This is a genomic window from Candidatus Symbiothrix dinenymphae (genome assembly GCF_001431085.1).
The window spans coordinates 1-13,223 of record NZ_BBRU01000135.1 but is presented as its reverse complement, the minus strand read 5'-3'; the positions used below and the strand labels follow the sequence as shown (position 1 = coordinate 13,223).

Sequence of the window (13,223 nt, the reverse complement as noted above, 5' to 3'; positions counted from 1 at the left end):
AGTATTTCAATGTGCTACTGATGAGTTTTATGATTATCCTGACCCCTTTTTGGTCTGCTGCAACGGAAGCTTTTGCCAGAAACGACTTTGCATGGATACGCAATGCGGTGAAACGATATAAGCAACTGTTGCTACTATTCATCGGATGCGGTGTAGTCATGTTGCTGGTAGCCTCGTTTGTGTATGATTTGTGGATTGGGAAGGGGGTGCTTTCTATTCCATTTCAGATGTCGTTGTGGTGCTTCATTTATATTGCAACCACCATGTATGGTGCCGTTTATGTGAATTTGTTAAATGGCATCGGTGCCATTAAAATTCAGTATTATTGCAGTTTAGTAACACCAATTTTGTTTATAGCACTCTGTTGGCTGTTTATCGTGCAATGGCATTGGGGTGTTTACAGCCTGTTTATTGTGTCGATTATCTCTAATTTGAATGGCATCTTTTTGGCACCGGTGCAATATCGCAAAATTTTTGTGCATGGGAAAGGAGGATTATGGAAAGCGTAAAGCCAATAGATGCGGCGACAATGGATGCAACTACCTTTGAAAAGCATCTTACTCGCTTTTTGCTGGGGATTTTGACTTATTCCATAACAACAGTTATCATTGCTTCGGAAATACCTTTGGGGGTGCTTTTTAATATTGCTCAATTGGTGGGTTTGGGTCTTTATATGTATTATTGGATTAAATTGGCATCACTCCAAAATATTTCTGCATGGTATTTGCGTATTGTCCTTTTTCTCTTTTTGACTTGGCAGTGCTACATTGTTTATCATGGGTTTAAATTTGATTATCCCTACCTCAAAGAATATCTTTTTAGTGACGGCTATCGTTTATTGCCATATTTAGTGCCATTGGTTGTGTTTATTCCGGTTAAGAATCCGTTGTTTTTGCAGAAATTATTTGGCTACATCCATAAGTTTGGGGTATTTTTTCTTTGTGCTTTTCCCTTTCTTTTTTTCGTTTTAACCTCCGACTTAAGTTTTTCTGAGCAATATATCTGGGTGTTTGCGATGGGAAGTGGGCTGACTTTGCTGACTGCTTTTTATCATCCGAACAAAAATGTACAGATTGCTGTGATTGTCATGTTAGTGGGATTGCTTTTGGCGACTATCATGGCGCGGCGCAATATCATGCTGTCATGTGGTTGCTTTTTACTGTTTGCCCTTTTTCTCATCATTCTTGTAAACAAAAATATCATGCTTGCAAAGAAAATTGGGTTTCTCTGTTTGGCGGGATTGATAGGGCTCGCGGGATATGTTGTCTTTGTTTCCAATCAGGATGGAATGTTTTCCAAAATTACTCAAAAGGCTACGGAAGATTCACGGACAGAGGTGTTTTTGGGTTTCTTTTTGGATATGGAAAATAAAGACATCGTGATAGGAAAAGGGCTGAATGGCACCTATTATGCTCCCGGTATAGATGAAGATTGGGTGGGTGGCAGAAGCAAAACCAACAATTATCGCGATTTGGATTATCGCGTGTATATTGAATGTGGCTATCTTCAATTGATGTTGAACGGTGGAGTGGTGTATGTAGCTCTTTTTCTGTTGGTGTTGTTGCCTGCTATTGTGCTGGGGCTTGTTTTTTCCAAAAACATTTTTTCCAAAGGCTGCGCGCTGGTAATTTTTTTGTGGCTGATTGATATGGTCCCATTTGGGCTTCCGGCATTTACACCTCGATACTTTATAGTGTGGTTTTGTGTGGCACTCTGCTACTCCAAAGAACTGCGTCGGATGAGTGACGAACAAATAAAAGAACTTTTATACCCTCAAAGTCAAACAATATGAAAGTAATACTATTGACAGACCAGCTAATTCAATCCAAAGACACATTCATTGCGGGCGGGTGGATGCAGTCTTTAATGCAGGTTTTGCAAAATTCAACAACGCTGGAAGTGGCTGTTGTCGGATTAACTCAAGGCGATGCTTGCGTTGAAAAGGAGCATAATATTACCTGGAACAAGGTTCAGGAACGTACCTATAACCCCTTTAAGCGGATTTATCACCGTTGGCGATGCACTATTCAGGATAGTGAGGTCATAGAGGATTATGTGACTGCCATTCAGGATTTTAAGCCGGATATTGTACATATTTTCGGTGTAGAAAATTTTTTATGCAGCGTTATTCCCCACGTTGATTCAAAAGTGGTTGTGCACTTGCAAGGTTTAATCAATCCATATCTCAACGCCTATTTTCCTCCGGGTATTTCCGAGGAGTCGTTTCAGCGACAGTCGTTTCATTGGAAGTCTTATTTGCGCGGAGCAAGTCAGCGGCAGTGGCATAAAATGTTTCAGGCACATGGCAAACGGGAATTGGAGTATTTCCGGTCAATCCGTTTCGTGATGGGGCGCACCCATTGGGATAAAGCTATTGCCGCAGTCTTAGCAAAAGATGCGTACTATTTTCATTTGGACGAAGTGCTTCGCCCCGATTTTTATGCTGCTGAGGCATGGCAGCCGAAGCAACGCGAAGTGGCGCAATTCATTTCTGTCCTGTCGCCGTCCATTTACAAGGGCTTTGATGTGATTTTGAAAACAGCTTCGCTGTTGAACACAAGAGGCATCCGGTTTCAATGGACAGTCTGCGGCACGTCCGAAGCAAACCCGCTTGTGCGCACTATGGAAAAAATACTGCAAAAGAAATACAATCAAAATAACGTATTGTTTTTAGGTCGGCAAACAGCCCCGGAGTTAGTTTCGCGGTTGTTGGATGCCGACATATTCATTCATCCTTCGTACATTGAAAATAGCTCCAACAGCGTGTGTGAGGCACAGATGTTAGGGTTGCCGGTGGTTGCCTCGTATGTGGGCGGGATTCCCTCATTGGTAGAAAGTGAAAAAACCGGCATTTTATTTCCGACAAATGATGTCTATTTCCTTTCGGAAACAATTGTGTCGCTATTGCGCAATCCGCAAAAAATGCAGTTGCTTGGGCAAAATGCAAGAATAGTTGCCCATCAACGGCATAATAAGGAGGCAATATTGAAAAACATCGAAAACATCTATCAACAAATAATACAGACGAAATGAAAGCATATATCACAGCAATTATAAAACAGTTCAAAACAGATTTCTCCGGCTATTTTTTTTCACGTTGCAGGTATGAAAAATACAAAGTTAGTGGATGGTATTATTCATTTATTATGCGTTTCTTTGCATTTTTAAAAGGAATAAAAATTGGAAAGGAATCTGTATTTTTTAGTGCCACTTTTTTTTGCAGACACCCGGAATCTGTTATAAGCATCGGCAACAATTGCACCTTTGACTCTTCTAAATTTCGCAACCCTATCGGTGTCAATCGGTGTTGCATGGTGGTGACCTATACTACGCGGGCAAAAATAGAAATTGGAAATTCAAACGGCTTTTCAGGTGTTAAAATAGGCTGTTTCCAGAATATCACCATTGGCGACAATTGTTTGTTCGGTGCTAACGTGCTGATAACTGATTCTGATTGGCATCCGATAGACCCAGCAAAGAGGCAAGACCTCGGAGATGATTATGCAGCAACTAACAAGAAACCGGTAAAAATTGGCAATAATGTTTTCATCGGCGTAAATACTATCATTTTAAAAGGCACTACGATTGGCGACAATTCCGTGATTGGAGCCGGCAGTGTGGTGTCGGGCAATATTCCTGCAAATGTGATTGCGGCGGGCAACCCGTGCAAAGTCATTAAATCGCTGTAAATCAATTGTTGAACTTATGGTGGGGCTACTCAGCCACCTTCCACTCCTTGACATTGCGAGCAGCAGTGTCAAACACCACGCCCACTTTCACAATCTCGCGTTTTTCATCGACAGTACCTCCTGAGGTGACTTTAAATTCAAAAATGTAGGGGTGCCCGTTTCGTACCAATAATCGCCAAATTCTCCTTTTGCTAAAACGTTTATAGTACAGAGAAAAAAACTTTGAGAACGGTAAGTTCAATTAGTAATTGATTTCAATACTCGAAATAAATTAAGACAAACCCAACTCCCCCGACCAACGCTACATAACAACTGAGCAGGGAAGGCAATTTTTGGGAGGTTTTGACGTTTAAACATCAACAAAAATAAAAAAACATGAAATAGTGACGACAAACTGACCTTGCGCACAAATTTGATAGATACCTACATTCAGGTGATGGATTTCATCAAAACCCGCGCATGCCTGCCCGACATGTTCTATTTGGAAGGCGACAGACGCAAAGACCTTCGGGAGTTGATATTTCGCGAAATCGTTGCCAATGCCATCGTGCACCGCGAATACACCAGTGCCTATCCCACACAAATTGTCGTTTACAGCAACCGTGTAGAAATCAGTAACCCCAACAAGCCGCTCTTTCGAGGCGTATTGTCGTTAGACGCATTCAATCCGTATGCCAAAAATCCCAATATCCGCAAGTTTTTTTCAGAATTTCGCTGGACAGACGAAATCGGCTCAGGGGTAAAAAATGTGCACAAATATCTTTGGATATATGCAAAGTCAAGACCCATATTTGTGGAAGACGACCAATTCCGCACCATTATTCCGCTTGTAGGCTCTGTATTAGGTGAAGAAAAAGCCAATATATTGATGGAATTAGTAGGTTTGGACAAATCCAAGTTGAGCGAAGAAACCATCAACGCAATCGAAGCCTTAGAATTGGCTCCCGAATACGCAGAAATCACCGACTATGACGAGCTGTTTTTTAAAAAGGGGGGAAGCTGGAGCAAAAAAGGGGGGGAGCATAAAAGTCTTAGATTGCTCATAAACAGCGAGTTACAATTTGATGATTTTAAAAAGGGGGGAAGCTGGGGCGAAAAAGGGGGGAAGCTGTTTGCAAAACGAACACTGAGCATTTTTCAACTTTTGTTAATAACGTTAAGCCCTAAAACGGCTGAAGAAATTCAAGAACTAACCGGTTTTGTGACGCGAGAAAAACAGCGCGAACTATATTTGCACCCGCTACGCAGTGAAGAATTTTTGAAACACACCATCAAAGACAAACCCAACTCCCCCGACCAACGCTACATAACAACAGAGAAGGGTAGGCAATTTTTGGGAGGTTTTGACGTTTAAACATCAAAACGAAAAAGAATGAAACTGTCAATAATAACAGTCAATCTCAATAACGCGACGGGTTTGGAAAAAACCATCCAAAGCGTGATTGCACAGACTTTCACTGATTATGAATACATCATCATTGATGGCAATTCATCGGACAATAGTGTGGAAATCATTAAAAAGTATGCGGAGCATATTGCTTACTGGGTGTCTGAGCCGGATGGTGGGATATATCAAGCGATGAATAAAGGCATTGAGCGGGCTACCGGCGAATGGCTCAATTTTATGAATTCGGGAGATACTTTTTGTGCGCCCGATACAATTCAATCGCTTGTGGATGAGGGCGGTTTTTCAAATAATCAGGCGATCCTGTATGGCAATAGAATAACAAATTGTGATGGTAAACTGATTGAGCAAAAAAGTAATATCAAACATATAAGATGCACTATGAGTGTTTTTCATCAGTCCTGCTTTGTGCCAACCGCCTTGCACAAGGAAAATCCTTTTGACACATCATACAAAATAGCAGCAGATTATGATTTTTTGTACAAGATGGTTCTTAAAAAGGTTGAATTTGTTCATTCGGAAGTAAATGTGTGTCTGTTTCCGGTTGGAGGGCTATCTTGCAATATTGAGCCTCAACTTAAAGAGGCTTTTGCAGTTGTTAGAAGCCACAATAATAGCACGGTTCGTATAAACGGATACATCCTTTTAAGCCTCTGTCAGCGGTATTACATCAGTTATTTTCTCAAAAAGTATTGCCCGTTTTTTCATAAATTCATTAAACAACTATACCGAAAATGGACAAAATATTAAGCATCATCGTTCCTGTCTATAATCAAGAACCTTACCTTGCAAAATGCTTGGATAGTTTGCTAAATCAAGATTTAACAAACTATGAAATACTTGCCATCAATGATGGTTCAACAGACAATAGTGCCAATATATTAGAAAAGTATGCTCTAAAATATGACAATGTTATGGTCGTGAATCAAGAAAACAAAGGACTGGGTGGGGCACGAAACACAGGATTAAGTAGAGCACGGGGAAAATATGTGATGTTTATAGATAGTGATGATTATATTGAACCAAACTCTTTATCCATTCTTATCAATAAAATCAGTGCTGACAAATCGGATATACTCTATGCTAATTTTATCAAGGTAGATACAAGTGGCAATATTGTTGCAAAACAACCGCAGGAACAAACAACTCACTATACAACCGATATTGTTGATAATGTTACTTTCTTTTCGAGACACTTCGGTTTTGTGTGTTATGTTTGCTTATTTATTTTTGAAAGGAATTTTCTTGTGGAAAATAAATTTTCATTTAAAGAAAAAATCTATATGGAAGACACAGAAGCTATACCTCGACTATTAGTTCAGGCAAAAAAGATTTCTATGCTCGATTATCCTTTTTATAATTATGTACAAACTCCCACGTCGATAATGCGGGATAGTAGCAAAACTGAAAAAAGATTAAAGGATACTTTGTATGTAACAAAGTTGTTGCGTGAGTTTCAAGTTCAAAATATTAAAGATGATGGCATCAATGACTGGTTTGATAAACTGAACAGTATTAATGCTGTCAGGCTTTGCAGTGCAGTTTCTAAACAAGGGTTGAATTTTTACAGCAAAGTTGTGTATAAAACGTTGGTCAGTTTAGATGTTTTTCCTTTATCAACAAAAATTGTTCCGGTGTCATTCAGCATAATGGCATACATTATTAATCTTAATTGGAATGCCGCTGTCGCCTTACTCTCAATTATCAACAAACTAAAAATTTGTTTCTGTTGAAAATAATTTGTAATTTTGTACATTATTTTGATTATAATGAAATTTCTCATCATCCACACCCGTTACCGTTTCCAAGGCGGCGAAGACAGCGTTGTTGTTGCCGAAAAAAAGTTGTTGGAAGATAGTCGTCACACTGTGTCGCTTTTATCTTTTGAAAATTCCTACAATAAGATTAAAGCTCTGTGGTTATTCTTTATTTCTTTTTTTAATGCCATATCTTATTTGACTGTAATTAAGGCAATTAAAGAGTTTCACCCGGATGTAATTCATGTGCATAATTGGTATTTTGCTGCTTCACCGGCAGTTTTTATTGCGGCGCATAGAATGAACATTCCGGTTGTATACACTTTGCATAATTATCGCTTGCTTTGTCCATCAGCTATTTTGTTGCATAACGGTCACATCTTTGAGAATAGTTTGTATCAATCATTCCCGTGGTCTGCCATAAAAAAGAAAGTGTATCGCAATTCTTATTTTCAAACGTTTTGGTTGGGATTTATTGTTTGGTTTCATCAGAAAATGGGGACGTGGAGCAAAGTGGATAAATATATTGTGTTGACGGAATTTTCACGGCAAATATATCTAAAATCAAAGTTAAGTATTCAACCCGAAAAATTGATTGTCAAGCCTAATTTTGTTTGTAAAACAGGTGAAAATGCGAGCGAGAGAAACGATTCTTTCCTGTTTATCGGGCGGTTGAGTGAAGAGAAAGGAATACAATATCTGCTGGATGTTTTTATGAAAAACGGGTTAAGTCTGAAAATAGGGGGCGATGGAGTTTTGCTAAATAGCGTAAAAGAGGTGCATGAACAGCATCCTAACATTCAATATTTAGGAAATTTAAGTCACCGGGAAGTTGCGCAAAATATGCAAGAATGTTCCGCGTTAATTTTCCCCTCAATTTGGTACGAAACTTTTGGTTTAGTTGTTATAGAGGCTTTTTCTCTGGGTTTGCCTGTTATTGCCGGTAATTTGGGTTCAATGTCTTCTTTGATTAGAGATGGTTACAACGGACTACTGTTTGAAGCCGGAAATCCCTTTGATTTACAGGCAAAAATAGCCGAATGGCAGCATAAATCGCAGGAAGAAAAAGCGCAATTTTCAAAAAATGCGTATCAGACATATTTGGACTATTATACGCCGGAACAAAATTTGGCACAATTGGTATCTATTTACAATTCGGTCAAAAAATAAATCACCTTTTGATTTTTTGTAACAATATATGCCCCCAAAATCCGTTATATACTTCAGCGGATAAACACGCGCAAAATATAAAAATGAAAAGAACATATTTCAATGTAAAACTCGAGTTTGACAAACAAACTTTGGAAACGACTATCCAAAATGCAATAGACGAAGCCAAGGTGGGCTATATGTGTTGCATTGAGAGCAATAATTTAACCATCGCTAACATAAATTTTGATTTTCTAAAAATCGTGAATAGTGCATTAGTGAACAGTTGTGATGGCTCTAATGTAGCCATGATATTGGGTTTTCTGCATAAAAAGGAATTTGATTCCTACGTCGGCTCGGATTTATTTGCTAAATATGTGTGTATGAAACATTACAGGCACTATTTTTTAGGAAATACTCCGGAAATTTTGTCCGGCTTAAAAAAGAATTTATCCCTAATAAATTCAAAAATAAGCACTATGTGTTTCGAGGCTTTGCCATTTAAAAGCATTGACGAATTTGATTATGAATCTATAGCAAAAAAAATAAATGACGATAAACCGGATATTATTTGGATTTCATTAGGTGCCCCTAAACAGGAGTTTTTTATGAGTAAGTTAAAACCATTTCTTAATAGAGGCGTAATGATTGGCATCGGAGCCGTTTTTAATTTCAACGCCGGTGTCGGAAAAGTAAGACGTGCACCCAAATGGATGCGGAAATTTCGTATAGAATGGCTATATAGAGCCTTTGAGGAGCCAAAGAAAAATATACCCCGCTATTATAATTTTCTGAAAATTTTGCCCGGCTTGATTAAAGAAGAAAAACGAAAAATAATTATGTCATGAACGCAACCTTCATCCTCCAAGAACTCCTCTCAATCGCGAACCCCGCAAAAGCCCAATTTCTCAGTCGCTTTTTCAAAACCGGCAAAGGGCAATATGGCGAGGGGGACGTCCTGTTGGGCATCAACGTGCCGCTGGTGCGGGATGTTGTGAAACGCTGCCCCAAATTGCCGTTGAGCGAAATCCGGATTTTGCTTGACTCGGAATACCACGAAGTGCGGTTGACTGCCCTGCTGCTGCTCGACAAGCAATTCAAAAAAGCCCCTGCCGATGAGCAAAAAGCCATCTTCGACTTCTATTTGCAGAATGCCCGCAAAGCCAACAATTGGGATTTGGTGGATGTCACCTGTCGCGATGTCGTGGGGCTGTATCTGTTGGACAAACCGGACAGGAGCGCACTCTACCGCTTGGCAGAGAGCGACAATCTGTGGGAGCAGCGCATCGCCATCGTGTCCACATGGATGTTCATCAAGCACGGGCAATTTGATGATACTCTGGCACTTGCAGAAAAACTTCTCCCCCACAAGCACGATTTGATGCACAAAGCCGTAGGCTGGATGCTCCGCGAAGTAGGCAAAAAAGACCGCGAAACATTGGTAACCTTCCTGGAAAAGCACCACAAAACCATGCCACGCACAGCCCTACGCTACGCCATCGAACATTTCCCGCCCGAACAGCGCGCCTATTTTATGCAAAAGTGAAAAGTGTCATAAAAACAGTGGCAGCAATGACACACGCTTGCTATTCAAAAAAATGTTGTAACTTTGCAGCATAAATAAAAACAGATGGAAGATATACAAATAAATGTTGATAAAATTGTTAGACATTGGATAGAATCTTCGGACGAGGACTTTGCCACGGTGCTTGTTTTGTATAAAACCAAAACATACCATTGGTCCTTGTTTATGGGGCATATTGTTGTTGAAAAACTATTGAAAGCCTATTTTGTAAAGAAAAATGCAACGCATCCACCCTTTACTCATAATTTATACCGTTTGGCAGAATTAAGTCATATTGAATTAAGCGAGGAACAAGCTAAATGGCTCGATAGAATCACCACATTTAACTTGAATGCCCGCTACGATGATTACAAAAAAGAGTTTCATGCATTGTGTACCCCTGAATTTACAGAAGAATGGATAAATAAAATAAAAATTTTGCAACAATGGATAAAACAAATGCTTTAAAAATTGTCCAGGAATATGCCGATGCGGTAAGAACTCATTTCGATTACAGCAAAGTGATTCTTTTCGGGTCTTATGCCAAAGGCAACTTTCACGAAGACAGCGATATTGATGTTGCCGTAGTGTTTGCTGATTATGATAATCGCATGGAAAGGCAGTTAGAATTGATGAATTTGACGCACAAAATCGACAGTCGAATAGAGCCGCATCCCTTCCGAGAGAATGAATTTGAAATATCCAACCCGTTTGTAAACGAAATCATAAAATATGGTCAGGAAATAGTACTTGCATGAAACGATGATGACTTTTGACCAGATACATAACAATCAACAGGCATTGCTGCTGCAATGTATCAGCGGCAGCAAAGCCTACGGTTTGGATACGCCGCAGTCGGACACGGACATTCGGGGCGTTTTTGCGCTTGATAAAAAGACGTTTTACGGGCTACGGTCGGTTGAGCAGGTGGATAATCCGAGCAATGACATCACTTATTACGAACTGAAACGCTTTGTAGAGCTGCTTCTCCGCAACAATCCCAACATTTTGGAACTGCTGAACACGCCTCCCGATAAGGTGCTGTATCGGCATCCGGTGATGGATTTGATTCGTCCGGAAATGTTTTTGTCGAAACTTTGCCTGAGCACTTTTGCCGGTTACGCGCAGTCGCAAATCAAAAAAGCGAAGGGGCTTAACAAAAAGATATTCAACCCGATAGATGAAAAGCGCAAGAGTGTTTTGGATTTTTGTCACATCATCGAAGGCTATTCAACCGTTCCGCTGCAAGTTTGGCTCCAGCAAAATGCGTATGCTCAGGCAGATTGCGGACTTATCAATATTCCCCATTCCAGGGATATGTACGCGGTGTTTCACCAGAGCCAAACGCCGGAAAAGTTGTGGGGCATTTGCTCCGGCGACGATGCCAACGACATCGTATTGAGTTCAATTCCCGAAAAATTGGAGCCGAAAGCCCTCATGAGTTTCAACAAAGAGGGCTACTCCATCTATTGCAGGGAATATGCCGAATACTGGGATTGGGTGGAAAAACGAAATGAAACCCGCTACCAAAACACCCTGCAACACGGCAAAAATTACGACGCCAAAAACATGATGCACACCTTCCGCCTGCTCAACATGGCAGAAGAAATAGCCCTCGAAAAGCAAGTAAACGTCTTCCGCCCGGACAGAGATTTTCTGCTATCCATCAGAACCGGCGAATTTCTCTACGACGACCTCGTGAAAAAGGCAACAAAGAAAATAGAAAAAATCAAAAAACTCTACGCCCGATGCGATTTGCCGGAGCAGCCGAATGAAGCAGAAGTAAATGCTGTTTTGGTGAAAATGCGAGAACAACTGCTGACAGCTTAAATGGTGTTCACAGGGTCAACGCATAAAAAAAGACCGTAAGGTCGGTCTGCAATCTACCCCATACGGGGTAGTTGGGCACCGTAAATTTGGTGCGGTTGCCCTGTGAATCAATACCTGCTCACCTGCTTCACCCCCTTCACGCCTTGAATTTTTTTGATGAGGCTGTTGAGAACGGATGTGTCGCTTAGTGAGACCGTTAGCGTGCCCGAAAATAGCCCGTCTTGCGAATCTACATTGATGGAGCGTAGCGACATGCCGTTTTCTTTGGCTATGATGGACGAGATGTTGGTGACTATGCCTATGTCGTCGTTGCCGATTATTTTTAGCGACACTTGGTAGCCTGTGGTGGATTTGCCTGTCCAGCGTGATTTCACGATGCGGTAGCCAAATTTCTCGAGCATCTGAGGGGCGTTGGGGCAGTTTGTGCGGTGGATTTTGATGCCTTGCGAGGAGACGAAGCCAAAAATATCATCGCCGTAGATGGGGTGGCAGCACTTCGCGAGTTGGTAGTCGATGCCCGTCAAATCGCGGTCTATCACCAGCACATCTTCGCTTTTGGACGGGTCGGCAGGCTGCGTGGGGGCTTCGTAATTTTCGACGCTGCGGTCGGTCTGCTCCACCTCCTGCTCCTTTTTTATTAACTCTATATAGTTGTCAATCACCGTATTAACGTCTAATTGCTCGCGGGCGATGGCAATATAAAAATCGGTTACGGTTTTGTAGCCTTTTTTCTTGATGAGGCGCGAGAGTGTGCCCTCATCGGCATCAATTTTGCGATTTTTGAAGCGGCGTTGCAGCAATTCTTTTGCCAAATCCACCTGCTGTGTCGCCATTTCTTTCAGCGACTGCTTTATTTTGAGGCGGGCGCGGCTGCTCACCACGATGTTGAGCCAATCCAATTTGGGTGTTTGGTTGGGGGAGGTCTGAATATCGACCTGGTCGCCGCTCTGCAACTTGTATTTGATGGGCACATTTTTGCCGTTGACTTTGGCGGACACGCATTTGGAACCGATTTTGGTGTGGATGGCAAACGCAAAATCCAACACCGTAGCCCCCTGTGGCAGTTTGAAGAGGTCGCCTTTGGGTGTGAACACAAAAATCTCTTCGTCATACAGCCCCATTTTGAACTCGTCAATCAGTTCGGCGGACGAATTATCCTGATTTTCAAGCACTTCGCGCACATTGGTCAGCCAGTCGTCCAAGCCGCTTTCGCCCTTCACGCCCTTGTATTTCCAGTGGGCTGCCAAACCCTTTTCGGCTATTTCGTCCATCCGTTTGCTGCGAATTTGCACCTCCACCCAGCGTCCTCCGGGACCCATCACGGTGGTGTGCAACGACTCGTAGCCATTGCTCTTAGGCACTGACAGCCAGTCTTTTAGCCTCGTTGGATTGGGCTGATACATATCCGTTACCACCGAATAAACCTGCCAACATTCGGCTTTTTCCTTCTCGAGCGGCGCATCCAAAACGATACGCACGGCAAACAAATCGTAAATTTTCTCAAACTCGGTTTTTTGCTTAAGCAACTTATTGTTAATGGAATAGATGGATTTTGTGCGCCCTTTGATGTCGAACTTCAAGCCCATAGCGGTCAGTTTTTCTTTCACCGGCGCAATAAATTGGGCAATGTAGGCATCTCTATCGCGTTTTGTCGCATTCAATTTGCCCTTAATGAAATCGAACGTCTCACGGTCGCGAAATTTCAGCGACAAATCTTCCAACTCCGACTTTATCTTATACAGCCCCAATTTGTGGGACAGCGGCGCATACAAATAACTCGCCTCCGCAGCAATTTGCAACCGATGCTCCTCATTTTCAATCTGCTTGGC

At 41.5% G+C, this 13,223-nt stretch carries 14 protein-coding genes and 1 pseudogene; 13 read left to right on the top strand and 2 right to left on the bottom strand.

Annotated elements, in window-relative coordinates; all coding sequences use genetic code 11:
* The 4 genes and pseudogenes from ASC50_RS02155 to ASC50_RS02140 form a co-directional block, all read left to right on the top strand.
* Positions 1-509, top strand: a pseudogene (locus ASC50_RS02155) (hypothetical protein); the annotation flags it as partial.
* Positions 497-1,792: a hypothetical protein gene (locus tag ASC50_RS02150; RefSeq protein WP_055431931.1), complete on the top strand. Its 1,296-nt coding sequence runs from the start codon at positions 497-499 to the stop codon at positions 1,790-1,792. The pseudogene ASC50_RS02155 and the gene ASC50_RS02150, both read left to right, overlap by 13 nt.
* Positions 1,789-3,033 (top strand): glycosyltransferase family 4 protein, encoded by a 1,245-nt coding sequence (locus tag ASC50_RS02145; RefSeq protein WP_055431930.1) that lies wholly within the window; start codon positions 1,789-1,791, stop codon positions 3,031-3,033. The genes ASC50_RS02150 and ASC50_RS02145 overlap by 4 nt, the downstream gene beginning before the upstream one ends.
* A 278-nt stretch (positions 3,034-3,311) precedes the next feature.
* Complete coding sequence (locus ASC50_RS02140; RefSeq protein ID WP_226995337.1) at positions 3,312-3,689, top strand: DapH/DapD/GlmU-related protein; 378 nt, start codon at positions 3,312-3,314, stop codon at positions 3,687-3,689.
* Positions 3,690-3,714: 25 nt separating this feature from the next.
* On the opposite strand, the gene ASC50_RS07070 is transcribed toward ASC50_RS02140, so the two are convergent.
* Positions 3,715-3,858 carry a hypothetical protein gene (locus tag ASC50_RS07070; RefSeq protein ID WP_158648293.1) on the bottom strand — a complete coding sequence of 48 codons (144 nt, stop codon included), beginning with the start codon at positions 3,856-3,858 and terminating at the stop codon, positions 3,715-3,717.
* Positions 3,859-4,101: 243 nt separating this feature from the next.
* Between ASC50_RS07070 and ASC50_RS02135 the strand changes: the two genes are divergently transcribed.
* The 9 genes from ASC50_RS02135 to ASC50_RS02095 all read left to right on the top strand — a co-directional run bounded on the left by ASC50_RS02135 (position 4,102) and on the right by ASC50_RS02095 (position 11,394).
* Positions 4,102-5,043, top strand: coding sequence for an ATP-binding protein (locus ASC50_RS02135; RefSeq protein WP_158648292.1), 942 nt, complete (start codon positions 4,102-4,104; stop codon positions 5,041-5,043).
* Between the two features lie 18 nt (positions 5,044-5,061).
* On the top strand, positions 5,062-5,844 hold the full coding sequence (locus ASC50_RS02130; RefSeq protein WP_055431927.1) for a glycosyltransferase family 2 protein: 783 nt from the start codon (positions 5,062-5,064) through the stop codon (positions 5,842-5,844).
* The gene (locus ASC50_RS02125) at positions 5,829-6,827 is read left to right on the top strand and encodes a glycosyltransferase family 2 protein (RefSeq protein WP_055431926.1); all 999 of its coding nucleotides are present in this window, start codon (positions 5,829-5,831) and stop codon (positions 6,825-6,827) included. The genes ASC50_RS02130 and ASC50_RS02125 overlap by 16 nt, the downstream gene beginning before the upstream one ends.
* Positions 6,828-6,863: 36 nt before the next feature.
* Positions 6,864-8,021: a glycosyltransferase family 4 protein gene (locus tag ASC50_RS02120; protein WP_055431925.1), complete on the top strand. Its 1,158-nt coding sequence runs from the start codon at positions 6,864-6,866 to the stop codon at positions 8,019-8,021.
* Between the two features lie 83 nt (positions 8,022-8,104).
* Positions 8,105-8,848: a WecB/TagA/CpsF family glycosyltransferase gene (locus ASC50_RS02115; protein WP_055431939.1), complete on the top strand. Its 744-nt coding sequence runs from the start codon at positions 8,105-8,107 to the stop codon at positions 8,846-8,848.
* Positions 8,845-9,546 carry a DNA alkylation repair protein gene (locus ASC50_RS02110; RefSeq protein WP_055431924.1) on the top strand — a complete coding sequence of 234 codons (702 nt, stop codon included), beginning with the start codon at positions 8,845-8,847 and terminating at the stop codon, positions 9,544-9,546. The genes ASC50_RS02115 and ASC50_RS02110 overlap by 4 nt, the downstream gene beginning before the upstream one ends.
* Positions 9,547-9,630: 84 nt before the next feature.
* Complete coding sequence (locus ASC50_RS02105) at positions 9,631-10,032, top strand: HEPN domain-containing protein (protein WP_193391180.1); 402 nt, start codon at positions 9,631-9,633, stop codon at positions 10,030-10,032.
* Positions 10,011-10,322: a nucleotidyltransferase domain-containing protein gene (locus tag ASC50_RS02100; protein WP_055431923.1), complete on the top strand. Its 312-nt coding sequence runs from the start codon at positions 10,011-10,013 to the stop codon at positions 10,320-10,322. The genes ASC50_RS02105 and ASC50_RS02100 overlap by 22 nt, the downstream gene beginning before the upstream one ends.
* A gap of 4 nt (positions 10,323-10,326) precedes the next feature.
* On the top strand, positions 10,327-11,394 hold the full coding sequence (locus ASC50_RS02095; protein ID WP_226995336.1) for a nucleotidyltransferase domain-containing protein: 1,068 nt from the start codon (positions 10,327-10,329) through the stop codon (positions 11,392-11,394).
* A 107-nt stretch (positions 11,395-11,501) separates the two neighbouring features.
* Here ASC50_RS02095 and ASC50_RS02090 read toward each other — a convergent pair.
* On the bottom strand, positions 11,502-13,223 hold a 1,722-nt coding region (locus ASC50_RS02090; RefSeq protein WP_056928637.1), incomplete at its 5' end, for a RelA/SpoT family protein.

What these genes read in the sequence shown, in the direction of transcription:
- ASC50_RS02150 (WP_055431931.1), top strand. Translation starts at nt 497, where the DNA reads ATGGAAAGCGTAAAGCCAATAGATGCGGCGACAATGGATGCAACTACC.
- ASC50_RS02145 (WP_055431930.1), top strand. Translation starts at nt 1,789, where the DNA reads ATGAAAGTAATACTATTGACAGACCAGCTAATTCAATCCAAAGACACA.
- ASC50_RS02140 (WP_226995337.1), top strand. Translation starts at nt 3,312, where the DNA reads ATGGTGGTGACCTATACTACGCGGGCAAAAATAGAAATTGGAAATTCA.
- ASC50_RS02130 (WP_055431927.1), top strand. Translation starts at nt 5,062, where the DNA reads ATGAAACTGTCAATAATAACAGTCAATCTCAATAACGCGACGGGTTTG.
- ASC50_RS02125 (WP_055431926.1), top strand. Translation starts at nt 5,829, where the DNA reads ATGGACAAAATATTAAGCATCATCGTTCCTGTCTATAATCAAGAACCT.
- ASC50_RS02120 (WP_055431925.1), top strand. Translation starts at nt 6,864, where the DNA reads ATGAAATTTCTCATCATCCACACCCGTTACCGTTTCCAAGGCGGCGAA.
- ASC50_RS02115 (WP_055431939.1), top strand. Translation starts at nt 8,105, where the DNA reads ATGAAAAGAACATATTTCAATGTAAAACTCGAGTTTGACAAACAAACT.
- ASC50_RS02110 (WP_055431924.1), top strand. Translation starts at nt 8,845, where the DNA reads ATGAACGCAACCTTCATCCTCCAAGAACTCCTCTCAATCGCGAACCCC.
- ASC50_RS02105 (WP_193391180.1), top strand. Translation starts at nt 9,631, where the DNA reads ATGGAAGATATACAAATAAATGTTGATAAAATTGTTAGACATTGGATA.
- ASC50_RS02100 (WP_055431923.1), top strand. Translation starts at nt 10,011, where the DNA reads ATGGATAAAACAAATGCTTTAAAAATTGTCCAGGAATATGCCGATGCG.
- ASC50_RS02095 (WP_226995336.1), top strand. Translation starts at nt 10,327, where the DNA reads ATGATGACTTTTGACCAGATACATAACAATCAACAGGCATTGCTGCTG.